The sequence below is a fragment of the Halomicronema hongdechloris C2206 genome (assembly GCF_002075285.3).
GTDB lineage: Bacteria > Cyanobacteriota > Cyanobacteriia > Phormidesmidales > Phormidesmidaceae > Halomicronema_B > Halomicronema_B hongdechloris.
The window spans coordinates 525620-546351 of sequence record NZ_CP021983.2; the positions used below are offsets into that span (position 1 = coordinate 525620).

The following is a 20732-nucleotide window of genomic DNA, read 5'->3' on the forward strand; positions in this document are numbered from 1 at the left end:
GGGAAGATGGGTGAGGACTCCCGTGGCGGTTGATTATGATCTGGTGGTATTGGGGGGGACTTGGGAGGGCCGAGAGGTGGCCCTAACAGGAGCGCTTCAGGGGGCCCGAGTCGCCCTCGTGGAGCCTACGGTGAACCCATTACAGGCCCAGCTCTGGGGGCAGGCGCTAATGGCCCTGGGACGGCAATGGCGAGATATCCAGCAAGCCACAGAATGGTTACCCCTAACCCCAGACTCCCTGGCCGGCAACTTGGTGCAGCAGTGGGCCAGGGCCGTTGCTCAGCTGGGCCAAGAGACCGTATCTCGGCATCACTTGGCCCTGCAAGGCGTAGATGTGGTGACAGACGCCGCGCAGTTTGTCAGTCACCCCCGCTTAGCGGTGAGCAGCGGCCGGCGTCAGTTGACGGCCCGGGCCTACCTGATTGCCACGGGGGCTCAAACCCCACCCCCTGAAGCAGTCCCCCTTGCCGCTAGAACCTATTTGACCCCAGAGACCCTGGGACAGCTAGAGACCTGGCCCCGGCACTTAACCATCTTAGGAAGTACCCCGCCAGCCTTGGCGTTAAGTCAAGCCTTTAGGAGTCTTGGCGTTCGAGTGGCGCTGGTTCTGCCTACGGTGTCTCCATTGCCGGGGGAAGATCCCGAGACAGTGCAGCTCATTCTCAGTCAGCTGCAGGTGGATGGCATTGAGCTGCATAGGCAGCGCTCCCTGCGCCAAGTGGCCCCCCGACCTGCCGGCTGGCAAGTCACCACGGAGGACGCCGATTGGCTCACAGACCATATCTTAGTAGCCACGGCTCCCTTACCTGCGATCGCATCTCTCAACCTGGAAGCCGTTGGCATATCCTGGGGGCGGCAAGGATTGCCTGTCAGTGATACCCTGCAAACACACCATCCCCGCATTTTTGCCCTGGGATCGGTCTTAGGAGGCTATGGCTTAAGTGCCCTGGCCCGCTATGAAGGCCATATCGCCCTGGCTAATGCCCTCTATTTACCCCGTTCTCGGGTACAGTACCATCACATTCCCTATCGCCTCGAGACCATTCCGCCCTTGGATCGCGTCGGCCTTACCGCTCAGCAGGCCCAGCGGTACTATGGTGACGCGGCACGAGTCATCCAGGTAGGGCGACAACATACTCTACAGGCCCAGATGAGCAACGATCCGACCGGCTTCTGTAGGCTCATCGTTCACCGCAACGGCACAGTGCTAGGCGCTCACATCATCGGCGATAGGTCTAGAGATCTGATCCAGACCGTCGCCCTGCTGATGACCCAAGGCGGTAAGATCAATGCTCTGGCCCGCCTACCGACGGCGGCCAGTGAGGCCCATGACCTGCTGCGACAAGCAGCCCAGCAATGGCAACAGAACCGCTGGCAACCCGGGCGATGGCGCCGCGATTGGGCCGAAAACTGGTTTAACTGGCGCCGCTCCGCCGTGCGGTGAATTGAGGGCCAAGGCGATTGGTTTCCAAGAGAAACCTGACATGATGGTTTAGAACTAATTTGCAAAGGGAATCTTAAGAGGCAGTCTATCCCAGTTCTGGTAAAGCCTTCAGCACTCTGTCGCAGCTTGACAGAGTCACGCTGGAAGGCTGATGTGACTGACTTTCACGAAGTTTGCAAATCACCTCTTAGGCCGAGTGGCGAGTAATTTGAGGCAGAGATGGATGAGTGATTTCATGGCCCTCTGCTGCAAACCACGAAGAGCTGACTAAAAAAACTCCAACAAACGGTAAATATACCCCCGATACAGGGCTGACTCAGTCCTGATTGGGATATACGATTTAGCCTCTCCAAGAACACCCTGGAGCGAGGATTCACCTGGGTGGGGAATATGAACGAAATACAAAAAATATAAAGAATTCATGCCAGCTGCAGACATGGAAGCTATAAATAGACTGTCCTATTCAAGATGGATATAGATATATCAGTTGTCTCTTAGATAAAACGGCTATTGGCAATGATCTCTCTCTTAAAACGGCTATTGAATTGGATTAAAACGTTGCTTGGGCTCAATCGGTCTGAGCGTCGTTCTTCTGGGCCTAACCGCCTACCTAAACCTCATCCCAAAACCAGTCAGCACGCAGGGGGAAATGATGTCAATAGCCAGTCAACCTCATCGCCTGCCACTGACATTAGTTTTCCAGCCAAACTAAGGCGAACCCTTTATCAGAGTTTTTATGCTCTAGATAGAGGGGATGACTGGATCGATCTCGCACCTCTAGGCAATGCCATAAAGCAGCAAGATCCAACGTTTTCGGTGGCGCAATATAATTACGGCCGACTGAGTGAGTTGCTAGAAGCTGCCGCAGATTTAGTCGAGCTGGATCGGCCTAATAATCGAGCTCGGCTACGAAATCCAGCCAATATAAAAGCCTTCTTGATCAAAGCATTCAGTGACATATCGAGTAATGATGGCTGGATCCACCTAGCCAGTGTGGGGCATCAGGTAAATCAACTCAACCCTGAGTTCTCGGCATCGAAGTACGGGTTTAGAAAGTTTAGGGAATTCATCGAGAGCTGCTCAGACCTGATTGACTTAAAGAAAGACGACTCCGTTTATCCATCTCGGTATTATGTTCGTTTGAGGCAGCCAAAAACACCTCCAAAAGTCCCCGGAAAATCTTCAGAAAGCACCAAACTACCATCCCCGCGAAGGCCTAAGCCTAAGTCCCGTCAACCCGATATCGTCCGTCTGCTTAGCTATGCGTTTTTCCCAAATCTAGAGGACGCCTATCACCAGTTAGCAGACCTGGCATTGCCAGAAAAATGGTACTTCGGGTCAGTGCCTCCCAGAGGATTTCGATACCCAATTCTGAGGAATTATTTAGATTACACCTTTATTCGATTACAGTACGAAAATAAGGTCACTACATCTCCTAAGGGGGACTACAGCGCCTTCAACACGGGGTTAGTTGATAGAAAATATGAATTTATTTATGCCCTCTTTGGTCGAGATACCTATGGTCGTCCCCAAGACTGGTATTTAATTAACTTTTGCATCCTGGGAGAAGGACGAGAGGGCAAAACCCTAGCAGCTGAATTTGGCGTCTTACCTAGTGCCAATTATTTCAACCAACCAGCTGATATTTTTTACGACAGTCATGCCGGAGCCCCTCAGGTAGATTGGCGTCACATCATTCAAGACAACAGCGATCGCCTACCGCTAAAATTTTTACAGGACAACTGCCCTCAGGGATTCGTGCCTCAAGATGTCAGAAACGTGTCTTCTGAAGCCAAGGCACACTACAGGCAACAGTTTTCTGATGCCCTCAGCGCCGACCCTCAAGCCTATCGAACCATCGTTTCCCGCTGTGAATCGGCATTACACTTTGCCCTGCTTAAAACCCAGTTGAACTATCGCACAGCGATTCCCTACTACAATCCCCGTAAAAATCGCCTGCAGCTGATGCTGCCTCTGTCTCTGATGCGGGATGATGCCGTAGATTGTGCCCTAGTCGTGGAGCGAGAGTCATCAGCAGATCCCTACATTGGCCACACGATTCTGCCCCTAATCTGGGCCTATAAAAATGCCAGATTGATTGGACGTTTAGAGGAACCTTGGCTCAGGACTAGCCTTATCAGCGGCTCTGAAGACGCCACGTTTGACACAGACACCGACTTGGATGACGAGGAAGACGATTAGTCACCTACCAAGGCACACCCTTATCCCTGCCATATCAGATCCGCCTCTGGATTAGCCGACTCCCTGATAGTTCAAGTCGCGCCTATGGGCCTGATAGTTCAAGTCGCGCCTATGGGCCTGATAGTTCAAGTCGCGCCTATGGGCGCGAAACCTGCTTACTATAATGCCTGATGCCTAGTCTGCAGAGGTGAACCATAGCCCTGGGGGTATGGTTAAGTGCCAAGCACTCGTTTCGCGTTAGCGAATTAGGATTCATCGAACCTCCACTGACGATCGCCGGGCTGGAGTGCAAAATCTGCTTTCCAGGGGAACAATGTAATGGAAGTGCGAAATTTGCTTTCCGGGAAAAAAATCTCATGGACCCGAGTGCCATCACGTTAGCAGCCACCTATGATGGGCGGCTGGTCATCCTGTCGATTATTATTGCGATTCTGGCATCTTATACCGCGTTGAATTTGGCTGGACGAGTCAGTGCCAACCGGGGCATCGCTCAGAAGGTCTGGCTGACTGGCGGAGCCATTGCGATGGGCATTGGGATCTGGTCCATGCATTTTGTAGCCATGCTAGCCTACCATTTGCCCATTCCCATGGCCTATGACATGCCTACTAGCGCGGCAAGGCTAAAATATTGGGTAAAAGGTCAAGAAGAATGCTGCTATGCCCCACCCTGATAAGTACGTTGTCAATCTCAGCGAAAGTGAGCGAGAGCGCCTCAAAGACATTAGTCGCAACGGGAAAGCCCCTGCGAAGAAAATCCTCCACGCCAGAATCTTGCTTTTGGCTGACCAAACTCATCAAGAGGGCGGTTGGACAGACCAACGCATTGGGGAAGCAATGGGTCTCCATCCCTACAGCGTGGCTCGCATTCGCAAACGGTTTGTCACGCAAGGAGAAGCGCCAGCGCTCAATCGCAAAGTTCGCACCACCCCGCCTGTGGCCCCCAAAGTAGACGGTGAAGTTGAAGCTCAACTGGTTGCCATCTGTTGTTCTACGCCCCCTGAGGGACGTGCTCGTTGGACGTTAAATTTATTAGTCGATGCCTTGAAAGCCCGCAGCATTGTCACCGAAATTAGTCGCGAAACCGTGCGTCAGACGCTTAAAAAAATGAATTACGACCTTGGAAAAAGCAACGATACTGCATCCCAGAGAAAGACACGGCCCGCTTTGTAGCTCAAATGGAAGTCGTGCTGGACCTGTACACAGCGGAGCACTCGCCTGAAGAGCCCCTCATCTGCATGGATGAAGCGGCGATTGAGTTGCATAAGGATGTCTATCCATCTCAACCCATGCAGCCAGGTTCAGATGCCAAAGAGGATTACCACTACGAGCGCGAAGGGGTACGCGCGTTGTTCATGTTCTTTGACCCGATTCGCGGCTGGCGACGGGTGAGTAGCCGAGAGCATCGTACCCGCATCGATTGGGCCGAAGAAGTCAAACAATTGTTAGACGAAGATTATCCTCATGCTCGCAAGGTCAAACTCTTGTGTGACAACCTCAACACCCATCATATTGCCTCACTCTATGAAGCCTTGGATGCGGATGAAGCCCATCGTTTAGCCCGGCGATTAGAGCTGTTCTACACCCCACGCAATGGGAGCTGGCTGAATGTCACCGAAATTGAGTTGAGTGTCTTACAGCAGCAATGTCTTGACCGTCGGATTGGCGATCCCATTACGCTTGAGCAAGCGTTAGCAGCTTGGCAACAGCAGCGTAATTCACAACAAGCAGGCGTTGTTTGGCGCTTTACCACTCAAGATGCCAGAATCAAGCTGCGCCGCCTTTATCCTAACCCAGCAAATTAGCCTTGCCACGCTACTACGGTGTTGCTCTCTGTGGTAGCAGCGGTGCTGGCTTCTGGATTGGCGCTGTTTCTGGTCAGTGGACAGGAGCTTGGCTGGGTGAAGTTGGGCTTGGGCAGCCTATTCATGGGAGTCGGGATTGCCTCGATGCATTACATCGGCATGGTAGCGATGCGGATACCCGCGATCGCCCACTATGATCTGAGCATTGTCGCCCTCTCGGTCGGGATCGCCATCGTCGTCTCTGGGGTGGCGCTGTGGTTAGCCTTTCAGCTTCGCCAAGAAACCTCCCTGCTCGGCAGTGCGAAAAAAATCGGCAGCGCCATCATTATGGGCTTTGCCATTGTCGGCATGCACTATACCGGCATGGCCGCCGTCAGCTATCAGCCCCTGCCCTCGAATGGTGCTCCAACGGGTGAGCCGGTCGTATCCGATGCCATGGGCACCCCTTTGCTAGCTATTGGAACGGTCAGTACCACCTTGATTATTCTGGCCCTGGCGCTAGCCGCATCCCTCTTTGATCGATGGATCTACACCAAGTCTGCCCAGGCAAAAGCGCTGCGTCAGAGTGAAGAACGGTTTCGGGTCCTGGTGCAAAATTCTTCAAATGTGCTGACTATCATGGCAGCCGATGGCAGGATTAGTCACACCAGTGCCTCCATCAAGCCCATCCTGGGATATCCGCCTGAGGACTTCGCTGGGAAGCGAGTCAGCGAGTTTGTCCATCCCGATGATCTGCCCCAGTTAGAAACCCTCCTGAGGGACGTTCTTCGGCATCCAGCCACCAATGTCGTTAGCGAATTGCGGTTAAGACACGCCGAGCGTTCCTGGCGGGATTTTGAAGTCATTGCCAACAACTTAATCAGCCAACCCAGCATCGCCGGAATTGTCACGACCTACCGTGATATCACCGAGCGTACGCAGGCAGAAGCAGCGCTTCAGCTGACAGAGCAGAAATATCGCAGCATCGTTGAAAATGCGACGGAAGGAATCTTCCAAACCACCCTCGACGGGAATTACCTGATGGTAAATCCTAGATTAGCCCACATCTATGGCTACAGCTCTCCGGAGGAACTCACTGCCGCTGTCAACGATATTCAATTTCACCTCTACGTCGATCCAAACCGCCGCAGTGAGTTTCAGCGTCTGGTTCAGGCGCAGGGGGTTGTCCAAAACTTCGAATCTCAGGTCTATCGGCAAGATGGCGGTGTAATCTGGATTTCTGAGAATGCTCGGATGATCCGAGATCACCAAGATGACGCTCTAGGATATGAAGGAACCGTCGTCGACATCACTGAGCGCAAGCAGGCAGAAGCAGCACTAAAACAAGCCAAGGAATCTGCCGTTCGCGAAGCGGCGCGCAGCGCAGCCGCCACCAGGGCCAAAAGTGAATTTCTGGCCACCATGAGCCATGAGATCCGCACCCCGATGAACGGGGTGATTGGCATGGCTGGACTGTTGTTGGATACCGAGCTGACCCCACAGCAACGGGACTTCGCCGAAATCATCCGTAGCAGTGGGGATGCTCTGCTGACCATCATCAACGATATCCTGGACTTCTCCAAAATTGAGTCCCATAAGCTGGAACTGGAACGGCAGCCCTTTGAACTCCGAGCCTGTTTGGAGGAGACGCTCGATCTGTTGGCGCTGCAGGCGGTCGAAAAAGAGATCGAGTTAACCTGCTTGATCAAGCCGAATGTTCCGGCTACGGTCATCGGGGACGTTACCCGGGTACGGCAGATCCTGGTAAATTTGCTCTCTAATGCGATTAAGTTTACCCCCGCAGGAGAAGTGTCGGTGGTTGTCATGGCTCAGCCGATCTCCACAGGTAAGCCCGGGGCCTACGACATTCAATTTGCCGTCAAAGACACCGGGATTGGCATTCCGCCCGAGGGGATGGGCCGCCTATTCCAGGCGTTCTCCCAGGTAGATGCCTCGACCACTCGTAAATACGGCGGCACCGGCTTGGGACTGGCGATTAGCAAGCACCTCAGTGAGATGATGGGCGGCACGATGTGGGTGGAGAGTGAACCGGGACAGGGATCCACCTTCTTCTTCACCCTTCAGGTAGAAGCTACCCCCGGAGAGTTGAAGGATAATCTTCAGAAAAATCGGCGTCAGCTGGCTGGCAGGCGCTTGTTGATTGTCGATGACAATGCCACCAACCGCAAAATATTGTCCTTGCAAGCTCAGTCATGGGGGATGGTTCCCCATGCGGTGGCCTCAGGTTCGGAAGCCCTGGAATGGCTGCGACGGGGAGAAGATCTTGACCTGGCTATTTTAGATATGCAGATGCCCGCAATGGATGGAGTCGAGCTGGCTGCCCAAATCCGCAAAATGTCGGACTATCAAACGTTACCCCTGGTGATGCTATCGTCCATGGGACGATCGGAGGTAACCCTGCTGCAATCTACTACTCCTGACTTTGCGGCTTTTTTGAACAAGCCGATTAAACAGTCCCAGCTCTACAACGTCTTGGCTGAGACCTTAGGCGAGCCAGTGGCTTGGCTGAGGCCGTCCCTTACTGCGGCTGCCCCGATAGAGACTCCCCTCGCCCAACGACTACCGCTGCGGATTTTGCTGGCGGAAGACCATGTGGTGAATCAAAAGCTGGCCCTGCTTTTTTTAGGAAAGCTGGGATACCGGGCTGACGTGGCAGCCAATGGCCTGGAGGTTTTAGAAGCGCTGCACCGCCAGCCCTATGATGTGGTTCTGATGGATGTGCAGATGCCCGAAATGGATGGATTAGAAGCCAGCCGCCGAATTTGCCGGGAGTGGCCCTCAGGGCAGCGGCCCCGGCTTATTGCCATGACCGCCAACGCCATGCAGGGGGACCGGCAGGCGTGCCTATCTGCCGGGATGGATGACTACCTCAGCAAGCCCATCAAGCTGGCATCTCTAGTACAAGCCCTGCAGCAGTGCCAACCCTGTTGCCAGTCTCCCTGCCCGGAGCCCAGTCCGAAATCCGCTGAGCTTCCCGCCATTGATGAGCAAATTCTGCAAGAACTCCAAGCCTCGCTGGGTGATGATGGAGCTGTTCTGGTGGGAGAACTGGTTGATTGTTACCTGGAGGAGTCTCCCAAGCTGCTGCAAGCCATGGCTGCCGCTGTGCACCAACAGGATTCAGCGGCCCTGCGCCAGGCCGCCCATACGCTGAAGTCCAGTAGTGCCGACCAGGGGGCCATGATCCTGGCTGAGCTCTGCAGGGAGCTAGAAGAGTTAGGGCGTTCGGGGGTGCTGGCCGGGACAGCGGTTACAGTGACTCAGGTCGAGGTCGAGTACGAGCGCGTCAAGGCAGCCCTCCAGGGCAGATGCCCTCAGAGCAGCCCATAGAGGAGAAATGCCTCAATGGGCCAACAGTCCGGACAATTGTCTGAAGGGGCGTTGAACCCCTTGATGTCTCGTTTCCATCCCCCTGGCAGAAGATGGCCGAAACCCTCATTCTGTCGTTAGATCTCGAAAACTGTCCGGAGTTTTGAAGATGCGAAATGAACCCGAAAGTCTGCTGATTCTTGTGATCGATGACGATCGCTATATGCGATTGAGATTGAGTCACATGATCCGGCAAGAAGGTTATCGGGTAGAAACCGCCAATGATGGAGAACAGGGGCTGGAGGCTTATCAGCGTCTGCATCCCCATTTGATTTTGCTGGATGCCATGATGCCGGTGATGGATGGCTTCACCTGCTGTTGCAAGCTCCAAGCCTTACCAGGGAGTGAACACACACCGATCTTGATGATCACGGGCCTGGATGATCCAGCCTCGGTAGACCAAGCCTTTGAGGTTGGAGCCATTGACTATGTAACCAAGCCTATCCACTGGCCGGTACTGCGGCAGCGGATGCGGCGAGTCCTACGGGAGGCACAGCTTGCCCAAGCCTTGGCCCAGTCGAATCGGGAATTGCAACAGGCCAATCAGGAACTCCATCGGCTGGTGCTCCTCGATGGTTTGACGCAGGTAGCCAATCGTCGCCAGTTTGATCGGTATCTACGGCAGGAATGGCAGCGTCTGAGCCGGGAGCAGACGCCTCTGGCCATAATTTTGGCAGATGTTGATTGCTTTAAAGCCTATAACGATACCTATGGCCACCAAGCCGGCGATCTGTGTCTGCAGACGGTGGCCGAAGCGTTTAGTTTGGCGGCTACCCGCCCGGCCGATCTGGTGGCCCGCTATGGCGGAGAGGAATTCGCCGTTATTCTGCCAAATACGTCCGCTCCAGGTGCCTTAAGAGTAGCTGAGAAAATTCAAAACACCCTCCGTGCCTTCCAGATGCCCCATGCCCAATCGAGTGTCAGCGACTATTTGACCTTGAGTTTGGGCATTGCCAGCCTGATTCCCTCGCTCAGGTCTACCCCTGAACAAGCCATTGCAGCTGCGGATCAGGCACTCTACCAGGCCAAGGGTGAAGGACGCGATCGCATTGTCATTGCGCCTGACTCCGAGATCAAACCATAGCATCCCACGACAAAATCATTGACACTGAAACCCCCCAACTGATTGACCGTTTACTGCTGGAGCAGATTTCGATGACCGACATTGCCCGAGCGGCGTGGGTATCCGAGCGAGGATGCCACGAAACGACTACTTTCAGAGGCTGGGAGAGGTTTAGAAAATAAATAGCCTTGCCCAAAATCACACCCAAGTTGTTGGAGCCATTCCAGCTGCTGGGGTATTTCAATCCCCTCTGCAATGACCGATAGACCCAGTTGCTTGCTGAGCGCAACAATCGTTTCCACGACGTGATAGTTGATATTTTCGGATTGAGTTTGGTCGATAAAGGAACGATCGATTTTGAGGCTATCCACCGGAAAACGGTGTAGATAACCGAGGGAGGAATACCCTGTACCAAAATCATCAATGCTGATCTGAATCTGCCGCGATCGCAAGGCTTTGGTCAGGGCGATGGCAATTTCAGCATTGTCCATGATCACAGTTTCGGTAATTTCTAATTTTAGGGAAGTCGGATCAACGCCAGTTTCTGCCAGGATGGCATCGATATCCGCGAGTAGCGTTGAGGATGCAAATTGCCGCGCCGAAAGATTCACACTCATGGTGAGGTCTGTCCAGCCCCCCTGGTGCCAGGTGTGAAGTTGTCGGCAGGCCTGCTTTAGGATAACCAACCCGATCGGCACAATCAACCCGGTTGTCTCCATGGAGGGAATAAACTCTCCGGGCAAAACCATTCCTCGCCCAGGACTTCGCCAACGGACTAATGCTTCAAACCCGATTATCTTACGGGTTAGCAGATTCACAATCGGTTGGTAGTAAGTCACAAACTCTTGCTGTTTCAACGCACGCTGCAAATCGTTTTCCAGCGTTAAGCGGTTGAGCATGGCGACATGCATCTGACGATCGAACAGTCGATAGCTCCCCTTGCCGTGCAACTTTGCTAGATGCATGGCCGTATCGGCATCTTGCAGCAGCTCTAGGGGGTGTTGATCGACAACATTGCCCACTGCCACTCCCAGACAGACGGTCATAAAGATTTCACAATGGGCAACCGTAAACGGTGCGTTAAAGCTGCGCAAAATGGTTTGCATGAATGGCTCCAGTGCGGCTGGATGCTCAACTCGGCGCAGCAAAAAGCAAAACTCATCCCCTCCCAGACGGGCTAAGACGTCGTTAACACGGAGGTACTGTCGCAAACGCTCAGCGATGGCGATCAGAAGCTGATCGCCGACGGCATGACCGAAGGAACCATTGACGAGTTTGAACTGATCGCAGCCCAGAACGACTAATGCACATGAGGTTCCAGATTTTAGGGTCACCGCCAATTGCTGCAATAAGTACGTTCGGCTGGGCAGGTTGGTCAGCGCATCCTGAAAAATCATGGTTTGCAACTGGGTGGTTCGCTGTTTCACCATGACTTCTAAACGAGTATTGAAGGTGGCCAATTGCTGATATTGTTGCCGGATGCGCAACATCGATCGCACCCTTGCCGTTAACTCGATGCGACTGACCGGCTTACTGATGAAGTCATCGGCACCCGCTGTTAAACACTGGGCGAGATCCCGCTTGCTCGTTAGTGCTGTGACCATGATAATCGGCACCATTTCCCACTGCGGCAGGGCCTTAATGCGTCGACAGACTTCAATGCCATCAATGCCCGGCATCATAACGTCTAGCAAAATCAGGTCTGGTTGGCAGGCGGTCAGCGCAGCGATCGCCTCCTCGCCGCTGGCCACATAATGCAGTCGATAATCCTGATGTTTGAGTAATGTTTGAATCACATCAAAATTATCAGGCTCATCGTCGACGACTAAGAGCGCAGGCACCTCCATAAATTGCGTTCCTTAAAATTACGTTTCTGATTGAGCGAGACACTGTTGCATGAGCATGACCAATTGTTTAAGTCTAATGGGTTTAGCCAGATGGTTATTGGCACCGGCTTCTAAACATCGATCGCAATCGCCTGGCCCCGTTAGGGAGGTCAGGGCAATGATCGGGATTCCGGCCAGGTCGGGATCTTGCCGGATCCGGCGCATGGCCGCTAGACCATCCATGATCGGCATTTGAATGTCCATCAAAATCAAATCTGGGGTTTCCGCTTGGGCCAGGGCGATCGCCTCCTGACCATTGTGGGCCACCAGCACCTGGCACCCCTGGGCCTTTAAATAGCTCGAAATCGTACTGACATTGGCGTCGTTATCCTCGGCCAGCAAGATCAACGGGGAGACTCCTGGTCCCGGCTGATTGGCTATCAGACGAGTTTCAGGTGGGGTTTCCCGTTGCCGATGAGCGGCTGCCCCAGGGGTACAGGGCAGGTCAACGGTGAAGCAACTGCCCACCCCCACCTCACTGCTGACCCCGACCTGACCCCCGTGTAGCTCGACGATGTGTTTCACCAGGGCCAGCCCCAAGCCGGTCCCCTCATATTGGCGATTCAGGGCACTATCGATCTGGGCAAAGGGTTGAAAGAGCTTGTTGAGATTCTCGGGGGCAATGCCGATGCCGGTATCGATAACTGCCAGTCGCAGTGAGTTCTGCAGGCCCTGTCCGGCTGCCTGGGGGGGTGGGAAGACCTTGAGCAGAACCTGGCCTCCGGCTGGGGTGAACTTGACCGCATTGCTGAGCAGATTGATCAGGACCTGGCAGATGCGTTGCCGATCGACGAGCAGGTCAGGGAGGTCAGGCAGCAGCTGTATTTCGAGCCGAATGGCTTTCTTCAGGGCCCGGGGTCTGATCAGGGCCATACTGGATTCGCAGAGTAGCGCCACAGCCGTGGGAACACAGGTGAGCTCTAGGCGGCGTGATTCAAGGCTGGAGAAGTCGAGAATGTCGTTAATCAGGGCCAGCAGGTGAGACCCACTTCGCTCAATGGTTTGCAGGGCTTCGTTTTGCTCACTGTTGAGTTCCCCAAAGGCTCCATCCAAGAGCCCTTCGGCCATGCCCAGAACGGCGTTCAGGGGCGTGCGCAGTTCATGACTCATACTGGCCAGGAATTCACTTTTGGCCTTGTTGATGGCGATCGCCTGGGACAGGAAGTGCGCGGCCTGCTCACTCCGTTTCTGCTCGGTCATGTCCCGAACGATCGTGGAGAACCCCACGATTTGCCTCGTCGTGTCTTGCAGCGGTGAGATCGTAATCGAGACATCGAGTCGAGTCCCCGTTTTGTGCAGGCAGACGGTTTCGAAGTGATCCAGCCGTTCTCCCTGCTTGATCCGACCCATCATTTGCCAGTCTTCCTCCAGGTGATCTGGGGGCACTAGCAGGGCCAAGGGTTGTCCGAAGGCTTCGGCCTGCGTATAGCCGAATAAGCGTTCTGCCGCCACATTCCAACTGGTGATCAGGCCATCCAGCGTCTGGGTGATAATGGCATCGTCGGAGGACTCGACCGCAGAGGCCAGGAGACGCGCAGCGGCTTCATTGCGTCTGAGCTCCAGATGACTGATAACCAGCCGACTCAGGCGCTTCAGTTGCTGAATCTGCCGATCTGTCAACGTTCTGGGTCGGCGATCGATGACACACAGGGTCCCTAAGATATAGTGATCGGGGGTTACCAGGGGAACGCCTGCATAAAACCGAATGTTCGGCTCTTTCAAGACCAGCGGGTTGTCTGCAAACCGCGCGTCCTGGGTCGTATCGGGGATAACCAGCAGGGATTGCTCTGCCGCCACGACATGACCGCAAAATGAGATGTCGCGCGGCGTTTCTGTAACATCGAGGCCTATGCAGGATTTAAACCACTGCCGCGTTTCATCAATCAGAGAGATCAGGGCGATGGGGGTTTCGCAGATCTGAGCGGCCATCTGGGTTAAATCATCAAAGTCCTGCTCTGGCGGGGTGTCGAGAATCTGATAACGGTACAGCGCGGCCAGGCGCTCCATTTCGTTGGCTGGAATGGCAGGTCTCTGCATAGGGGATGTTGGCTTTTGTTACGGAGAGTATGGCAGGTCAAGGAAAAAAGTATTGTACAGTTTCCGGTCTGCTGACTGGCTCGCCTATTGCGTTTGTCAGGTAGCTTAGGACATTGAGAATCGCTCACATGCCTAGACTAGGGAGCTACCTGACCGCAACCGTCCTAAGCATAGGTACGGTTGCTATAGCGGGCAAAGCAGGCAGATTGGAGTTCATGCCCCTGACCTGTCCATCGAAGCGATGCGGCGGCATGGTCTGAACCGGGCAGACGCTCAGGGGCTCACGGGGCAAGTAAATTATGAATGGTGCTCACGAGTTGCCGCAACCTGGCCGGTTTTATGAGGTAATCACTGGCACCGGCGGCTAAACACCGCTCGCGATCGCCGGGCATGGCTAAGGCGGTCAGGGCAATGATCGGGAGCCGGGCCAGGTTGGGATCTTGTCGGATCTGGCGTGTGGCTTCTAAGCCATCCATGACCGGCATTTGAATATCCATCAAAATCAAATCCGGGGTGTTCGCCTGGGCCAGGGCGATTGCCTCCTGTCCATTGTGGGCCACCAGAATCTGATAGCCCTTGGCCTTTAGATAACTCGAAAGGGTACTGACATTGGCGGCATTGTCTTCGGCCAGCAAAATCAAGGGTGAGACGCCTGACCGGGGATGGTAGGAGTCGCGTTTGGGTTCTGACGGGAGCACGGGTTGAGGAGCTGGGAGTGCGATCGCAACACAGGGCAGGTCTATGGAGAAGCAACTGCCCACCCCCACCTCGCTAGTGAGCGCCACTTGGCCACCGTGGAGTTCAACAATGCGTTTCACCAGGGCCAGCCCCAAGCCGGTCCCCTCATATTGACGGTTCAGGTCACTATCGATCTGGACAAAGGGCTGAAAGAGTTTGGTCAGATTCTTGGGGGCAATGCCGATGCCAGTATCGATCACCGCCAGCCGCAAGCAGTTCTGCTGCTCTGGTCCGTCTTCCCTGGGCAGGGGAGAAACTTTGAGGGTAATGCGGCCCCCTGCCGGTGTAAATTTGACGGCATTGCTGAGCAGGTTGATCAGCGTCTGGCGGATCCGCCGTTCATCCACGAAGAGATCCGGTAGATTGGGCGGTAATTTGAGTTCAACCTGGAGGCGTTTGCTGAGGGCCTGTTGCTGGATGAAGAGCAAACTCGATTGACAGAGAGGGGCGATCGCCGTAGGGGCACGGTCTAGCTCCAGGCGACCCGATTCGATTTTGGACAGGTCGAGAATGTCGTTAATCAGGTCCAGCAAATGGGAACCACTGCGCTCAATCGTTTGCAGGGCCTTGTGTTGTTGCGCGTTGATCTCGCCAAAGACAGCATCCTGGAGTCCTTCGGTCATACCCAGGATGGCATTGAGCGGGGTGCGGAGTTCGTGGCTCATGTTGGCCAGAAATTCATCCTTGAGGCGGGTGGCGCGGGCGAGTTCTGCGTTGGTTTGTCGCAGTTGGGCTTCGGCCTGTTTGCGCTCAGTAATATCCTCCACAATGCCTTCGACGGCAACCAAGTGGGCGGCGGCGTCTCTCACCGCATGCTGAGCAACGTGAATTGTGCGCAGACTGCCATCCGGATGACGAAAGCACATCTCAAACTGCTGAGCGTCTTCCTGATTCTCCTGCAGACGCTGCACCGATTGCTGGGCGGCGTCCAGATCTTCGGGTAGCCACTGAAACATTTGCTGCCAGGGCTGGCCCAGGACCTCCGCTTTGCTGATGCCAAAGACTGCTGCGATGCCGGCACTCACATAGGTGAGTCTGCCCGTGGGACCTGTATGACTAAAGACGACAAACTTCTCCCCGATATCATCCACGAGCCGCTGGAACTTGTCACTGACGTGCTGCAGTTCCTGGGTCCGTTCTGCGACCTTGCTCTCCAGTGCTTGATTGAGCTGCTTCAGGGAGGCCATGGCGCGTTGACGTTCCAATTCGGCAGCCGCCCGGGCAGCAAAGACGCTCAGCAGGTTGGCGGCTCGCTCTGGATCTTGGATACGTTGCTGGCTAAGGATACACAGGTTCCCGATCGCCTGTCCCTGGTTATCCCGTAAGGCAATGCCCAGATAACTCTCGGCCCCCATCTCAACCAGATCGGGGTCTTCGGGGAACCGCTGCTGAAGGGAGTCTGCGCAGTAAAATTGGCCGTCTTGCAAGGCCCGCTCGCAGGGAGTTTTGGCAGGCCGGTAGGCAAAGTTCGCTTGCAGCCTGCCGTGGGCCCAAAACGACAGGGTCCGCAGTTCTTCATCGACCCATTCTGTCACCAACGCATAGGAGACGTTCAGGGCGACGGCCATATGGCTGACTAAGGCCGGGAAAAAGTCTGGCCCGGTGGTGGCCGCAGTTCCCTGAATCAGCGTTTGCAGGGTGAGTTCAGCTTGCTTACGCTCGCTAATATCGGTAATCGTGCCCACGTAGCCGATCGCCTGCCCCGTGACATCCCGTTCTGCAACGACCTGTCCATAGACCCACGTCACTGTGCCGTCGGGACGTTGAAAGCGATATTCGAGCTGGAAGGGGCAATTTTCCTGAGTCGCTCGCTGCCACTCGGTGATCACTCGATCGCGATCCGCTGGATGTAATCCCTGTCGCCAGCCCTGACCCGCTGCCGCTGCGGGGCTGAGGCCCGCGATCTGACACCAGCGATCGTTGACGTAGAGACAGTTACTCATTGGATCGGCGCGAAAGATCCCCACCGGAGCCGCCGCCGCCAGACTGGCATAGCGTTGTTCGCTGGCCTGGAGTCGGGCTTCGGCTTGCTGGCGCTCCTGCAGTTCTGTCTGGAGTTCTTGGTGGGTGGTCGCCTGCTGGATGGCGATCGCCAGTTGCTCCCCCAGGGTTCGCATCAGTTCCACATCTGCCGGTTGCCAGTCACGGGGGTGCTGGCTCTCGCTGGCATTGAGCAATCCCCAGAGGGTTTCGCCACACAGCAGCGGCACCAAAATTTTGGCCCGTGTCTGAAGCCCAATCAGCATTTCCCGGTGACAGTCTGCCATGGGCGTCGTGTAGATATCGGGCACGACCCGAACCCGCCCCTGGCGATAAATGTCCCGGTAATCTTGATAGCAGGGGTCATTGACCCGTTCGCCCCGCAGCGACAGCGGCGAGTCAGTGGATTCGGCCACGACCCTGAACGGCCCTTCGGCCTCAAGCTGCCAAATATTGATGCGATCGCACTGCAGGATCGAGCGAATCTCATGCACGGCGGTCTCCAGAACCGCCTCTAAATTCAGGGATGAACGGATCTGGGTGGATATGCGGGCCAGCAATCGCTCCCGACTGGCCAGGGCTTGCAGTTGGCGGGTGCGGGTCTCGACCTGCTCCTCCAGGGAGGCATTGAGGGTCTGCAGTGAGTGATAGAGGTCTGCCTGTTGCAATGTAATGGCCAACTGCACCGATAATTGCTGTAGTAAGTGGATATCATCCTCGTCCCAGGCACGGGGGCCAGCGCATTGGTGGGCTACCAGTAAGCCCCAGAGGGGGTGAGTCTCGTTGTCGGACACGATAATAGGCACCACTAGGTTGGCCCGCACCTGAAACCGTTCCAGCAGTTGCACATGGCATTCTGACAGGTTAGCCGCATAAATATCAGCGGCAACAAAGATTCGGCCTTCCCGGTAGCCCCCACCCTGATTGTCTTGAAAGCAGGTGTCGGTGAATTGCACGTTCAGGGCAGGGATCCAGGGCGGCACGATCGCCTCTGCGACGATCGTGCCACTCAGATCCGGATTGAATTGATAGACGATGACCCGATCCGCCGCTAAAAATTCCCGCACTTCCTGGACGATGGCATTGGCCACCGCCTCTAAGCCGATATGCTGCCGCACCCGTAACGCCATGTCGGCCACCAGCGTCTCTTGCTGGTGAGCCCGGAGCCGTTGACCCGTAAGTGCGGTTAGGTGAAGACTGCCTTGGGTAACTAGCCCGACCAGGCGATCCTGCTCATTCAGCAGGGGCAAATGCTGAATGTTGTGGTGCTGGAGCAGGGTAACGGCGGATAGCACATCGGTGAAGGCAGACTCGCGCAGGGTCACCACGGGCTGGGTCATCACCTCGTGCAGTTGCAGAGTTTCAAGGGGGCGCTGCTGGAGACTCAGGCGTAGCACATCCCCTTCCGTCAGAATCCCGACCACCTGCCCGTCTTCTACAACCACGACACAGCTTGACCGTGCCTCCTGATGGTAATCTTCCAGGTGAGCCGCTAACATGCCAGGGGTTTGATAGCGTCCGTGCCTCCCGCTCATGGAGGCGATCGCCCGCACCACAAGGGTATCCGGGGAAACCGCCAGCGGATCCGAGACGATCGCCACCCGCCGCTCAACTTGGGTTAGACGAGTAAACTGGGTCAACAAAACCGATTACCACCCTCAAAAAACAATATGCTTTCGTTCAACCGAACCCTCGTGAAGAAACGCAAGTGATTAGGTTCATTATTTACATCTGCAAGGTCTAGACTTTATAAGGTTAGTTACTAATATTTCTCTTAATATTCCTCTATTAGGGTACCCCGATTGATTGCCCTACTGCCAATGGGGAGAGGCTGCAATACCTAGGACGTGTTGATATAGTCACCACCACAAGGCTTTGTGTGGTGGCGAGCCAGTCAGCCTCCCTAGACTGGACAATTAAGCGATCAGCAATGTCCTAAGCGTTCCAAAGGGCGCATCCCAATTTTGCAGATGTCATTCTGAGTGTAGCGATAGCGGCACGAAGAATCTCGGCTGATAGCGTAGGATCGAGATCCTTCACGACACTTCGTTTCGTTCAGGATGGCAAAACTGGGATGCACTCTATTTCAACTCGTCTGTTCAAGTCGATCGAAGAGCTTGAAGCTCTTATCAATAGACTGCTAAATCAGAGAGAAATTGTCATCAGTTGGAAACGCAAGTTGAAAAATAAAGGAAACGCTATTAATGCATTTTAGATGTACGACAGCCTATGCTTGATATATGCCTCAAAGCCACAGAAGACACTGACCTTGATTATGTCCTTGCTGCTGAACATGAGCCTCATAATCGGCAATATGTAATGACTTGGTCATGAGAACAGTATCGCCAGGCTTTAGATCATGGTTGACAATGCTCAGTTCGCCCTGATGGCTCAATATAACCAATGGATGAATCAAAAGCTCTATGCCGTATGTGCATCCATTCCAGATAGAGACAGAAAGCGAGATCTGGGGGCATTCTTTAAGTCTATCCACGGCACCCTCAACCACCTCCTGTACGGCGATAAAGCTTGGATGGGGCGCTTCACCGAACAACCCTTCACAGGGGCCAAGTTGGGCCAGGAGCTCTATGGTGACTTCGACGAGTTGCGCCAAGCTAGGGTAGTGCTAGACCAACAGATCCTGGCCTGGGCTCAGCAATTGAACGTTGATTGGCTCCATGCTGCCTTTGAATACACCAGTGGCATCGATAGTCAGACCCGAGTGCTGCCGACCTGGGTGTTGGTAACTCACATGTTTAACCACCAAACCCATCATCGCGGTCAGCTGACGACGCTGATTAAACAGCTCGGCTATGAACCTGGCATCACTGACTTACCCTGGTTACCAGCCTTGAATTCCTATGGATAAGCTGATTGAGCGACTTGCTTGACCGGGAACTAAATTCTAGCTAAGGTCACTTGTTCTGGTTGATCCTGATACTTGCCACGGCGAGTGTCGTAGCAAATCTGACAGGGCTCCCCTTCAAAAAACAGCAACTGCACGACCCCCTCATTGGCATAGATGCGACAATCAGCACTAGAGGAATTAGAGAATTCCAGAGTTAAGTGACCCCGCCATCCTGCCTCTGCTGGGGTCAAATTGGCAATAATGCCACAGCGGGCATAGGTGGATTTACCGATACAGATAACGCTGATGTTATTGGGGACTTGAATCTTTTCTAGAGCCACACCCAGGCCATAGGAATGGGCTGGCAGAATAAAGTAACTACCGCTGGTATCGGTACGTAGAGCTGTGGGTTCTAGATTATCTGGGCAAAAGTGCTTGGGATCGACGACGGTACCAGGAATGTGGCGAAAGATCCGAAATTCCGCCGGCGATAGGCGAATGTCGTAGCCATAGGAAGATAAACCGTAGCTGATCACAGGTCGGGTCTGACTTAGGCCATCTAGGGGGATCTGTCGGACCAAGGCAGGCTCAAACGGCTCGATCAGGCCTGCTGCAGCCATGGCATGGATCCAGCCATCGTTTTTAATCATTGCCTCTCTCCCGATGTATAACCGTTATTGCTTACTAGGGTTGTGCCTTTCTCAGGGTAGGAAGTTACGGCGAAATTCAGTCACCTGATCAGCTATGGTCAGAAGCGATTTAGGCATCTGCGGACCCGTGAAAATGATATCGACGTGGGCAGGGCGCTGCCTCAACATATCCAGCACTTCTGGTTCTGGAATTAGGCCATAGGCCATGCCTAAACTCAACTCATCCAGGACGACTAGGGTGTAGCGTCCTTGGCGAATCAGCGTCTGGGTGTGTTGCCATAGTCGCCGTAACGCTTGCTGCTCGGCAGTGCTGATGTTGGGACCATGAATACAGCGGGGCAGATCTACCCGCAACCAATCCAGATTTTGGCCCAACTGAGTGGGGTGCTCAGGCCCCTGGTCAATCCCACCCTTGAGAAACTGCACTACTAGTACCGATGTGCCTTGGCCTGCAGCCCGCAGAGCTTGCACCATGACATTGGTGAAAAAGCTGCGGTGGGCGGCGGTGAAAACCTGAACGGTGCCGGCAACGGTCTGTAGTAACGGATGGCGAACGACCGATGAGGATTGCCCTGACCCGGCATCACTAATCGTAAGCTGGGAAACCATGCGACGGGACTGCTCCAACGAATGGCCTAAATATAGCGTATATCTAGGCGTTATTTCGACTAGGCACTCTATATGTATGTAAACAGTACGAAAATACTGCCCGT

General features: G+C 54.5%; 11 protein-coding genes and 1 pseudogene. 7 read left to right on the forward strand and 5 right to left on the reverse strand.

Annotated features, from left to right (window positions below):
• Positions 1 to 22: 22 nt before the first annotated feature.
• The 6 genes and pseudogenes from XM38_RS02535 (at position 23) to XM38_RS02560 (ending at position 9901) form a co-directional block, all read left to right on the forward strand.
• A complete protein-coding gene (locus tag XM38_RS02535) occupies positions 23 to 1444 on the forward strand; it encodes an FAD-dependent oxidoreductase (protein WP_187329243.1) in 1422 nt (473 codons plus the stop codon).
• Positions 1445 to 1960: 516 nt separating this feature from the next.
• Positions 1961 to 3646 carry a DUF3825 domain-containing protein gene (locus XM38_RS02540; RefSeq protein WP_088429000.1) on the forward strand — a complete coding sequence of 562 codons (1686 nt, stop codon included), beginning with the start codon at positions 1961 to 1963 and terminating at the stop codon, positions 3644 to 3646.
• 356 nt (positions 3647 to 4002) lie between these two features.
• Positions 4003 to 4248 (forward strand): annotated as a pseudogene (locus XM38_RS02545) (MHYT domain-containing protein); the annotation flags it as partial.
• 55 nt (positions 4249 to 4303) lie between these two features.
• A protein-coding gene (locus tag XM38_RS02550) for an IS630 family transposase (RefSeq protein WP_088428935.1) occupies positions 4304 to 5448 on the forward strand; the annotation gives its coding sequence in 2 pieces (ribosomal slippage) (positions 4304 to 4745 and positions 4745 to 5448; 1146 coding nt in all).
• 18 nt (positions 5449 to 5466) lie between these two features.
• On the forward strand, positions 5467 to 8778 hold the full coding sequence (locus XM38_RS02555) for a response regulator (protein WP_088429002.1): 3312 nt from the start codon (positions 5467 to 5469) through the stop codon (positions 8776 to 8778).
• Positions 8779 to 8926: 148 nt separating this feature from the next.
• Complete coding sequence (locus tag XM38_RS02560) at positions 8927 to 9901, forward strand: response regulator (RefSeq protein WP_088429004.1); 975 nt, start codon at positions 8927 to 8929, stop codon at positions 9899 to 9901.
• A 50-nt stretch (positions 9902 to 9951) separates the two neighbouring features.
• On the opposite strand, the gene XM38_RS02565 is transcribed toward XM38_RS02560, so the two are convergent.
• The 3 genes from XM38_RS02565 to XM38_RS02575 form a co-directional block, all read right to left on the reverse strand.
• Entirely contained in the window at positions 9952 to 11727 is a 1776-nt protein-coding gene (locus XM38_RS02565; protein WP_088429006.1) for an EAL domain-containing response regulator, read from the reverse strand.
• Positions 11728 to 11745: 18 nt separating this feature from the next.
• Positions 11746 to 13803, reverse strand: a complete 2058-nt coding sequence (locus XM38_RS02570) for an ATP-binding protein (protein ID WP_088429008.1) — start codon at positions 13801 to 13803, stop codon at positions 11746 to 11748.
• A gap of 281 nt (positions 13804 to 14084) precedes the next feature.
• Entirely contained in the window at positions 14085 to 18164 is a 4080-nt protein-coding gene (locus XM38_RS02575) for a GAF domain-containing protein (RefSeq protein ID WP_088429010.1), read from the reverse strand.
• Between the two features lie 716 nt (positions 18165 to 18880).
• On the opposite strand from XM38_RS02575, the gene XM38_RS02585 reads away from it, so the two are divergent.
• Positions 18881 to 19390: a DinB family protein gene (locus XM38_RS02585; protein WP_080806488.1), complete on the forward strand. Its 510-nt coding sequence runs from the start codon at positions 18881 to 18883 to the stop codon at positions 19388 to 19390.
• 29 nt (positions 19391 to 19419) lie between these two features.
• On the opposite strand, the gene dcd is transcribed toward XM38_RS02585, so the two are convergent.
• Complete coding sequence (gene dcd, locus XM38_RS02590) at positions 19420 to 20019, reverse strand: dCTP deaminase (RefSeq protein WP_088429012.1); 600 nt, start codon at positions 20017 to 20019, stop codon at positions 19420 to 19422.
• Positions 20020 to 20070: 51 nt separating this feature from the next.
• On the reverse strand, positions 20071 to 20628 hold the full coding sequence (locus tag XM38_RS02595; protein WP_080806490.1) for a P-loop NTPase family protein: 558 nt from the start codon (positions 20626 to 20628) through the stop codon (positions 20071 to 20073).
• Positions 20629 to 20732: the final 104 nt, after the last annotated feature.

What these genes read in the sequence shown, in the direction of transcription:
- XM38_RS02540 (WP_088429000.1), top strand. Translation starts at nt 1,961, where the DNA reads ATGATCTCTCTCTTAAAACGGCTATTGAATTGGATTAAAACGTTGCTT.
- XM38_RS02560 (WP_088429004.1), top strand. Translation starts at nt 8,927, where the DNA reads ATGCGAAATGAACCCGAAAGTCTGCTGATTCTTGTGATCGATGACGAT.
- XM38_RS02565 (WP_088429006.1), bottom strand. Translation starts at nt 11,727, where the DNA reads ATGGAGGTGCCTGCGCTCTTAGTCGTCGACGATGAGCCTGATAATTTT.
- XM38_RS02570 (WP_088429008.1), bottom strand. Translation starts at nt 13,803, where the DNA reads ATGCAGAGACCTGCCATTCCAGCCAACGAAATGGAGCGCCTGGCCGCG.
- XM38_RS02585 (WP_080806488.1), top strand. Translation starts at nt 18,881, where the DNA reads ATGGTTGACAATGCTCAGTTCGCCCTGATGGCTCAATATAACCAATGG.
- dcd (WP_088429012.1), bottom strand. Translation starts at nt 20,019, where the DNA reads ATGATTAAAAACGATGGCTGGATCCATGCCATGGCTGCAGCAGGCCTG.
- XM38_RS02595 (WP_080806490.1), bottom strand. Translation starts at nt 20,628, where the DNA reads ATGGTTTCCCAGCTTACGATTAGTGATGCCGGGTCAGGGCAATCCTCA.